At 37.5% G+C, this 267-nt stretch carries 1 pseudogene; it reads right to left on the bottom strand.

What is annotated here, in order from left to right:
* Positions 1-62: 62 nt before the first annotated feature.
* Positions 63-227, bottom strand: a pseudogene (locus R0J88_RS20735) (phosphate regulon sensor protein PhoR); the annotation flags it as partial.
* Positions 228-267: the final 40 nt, after the last annotated feature.

The raw sequence follows: 267 nt of genomic DNA, 5'->3' as shown, positions 1-267 counted from the left end.
AACCCTTGCTCCCCTTCATCTACTCCTCCAGAGAGGTTAAAACAGCGCTGATTTAAAAGTCAATGGCTTAAACGGTATAACTGATGATAATTCCAAACAAAAAGTGAAAAAGGGTCTAAAAATAAAAGCAAAGAAGGTGCGCCAACTACCACACCAATTAATAGTAAGGGTAAAAAATAGAGAAACAGGCGTTTTATTAACGCCTGCTTATTAACACCTCCATACATACACCCACTTTACCTTAGAGTAGTTATACACGTATAACAC

This window comes from Pseudoalteromonas sp. SIMBA_162, from assembly GCF_046535955.1.
Taxonomy (GTDB): domain Bacteria; phylum Pseudomonadota; class Gammaproteobacteria; order Enterobacterales; family Alteromonadaceae; genus Pseudoalteromonas; species Pseudoalteromonas marina.
The sequence above is the reverse complement of the archived record's forward strand: the minus strand, read 5'-3'. Positions and strand labels throughout refer to the sequence as shown.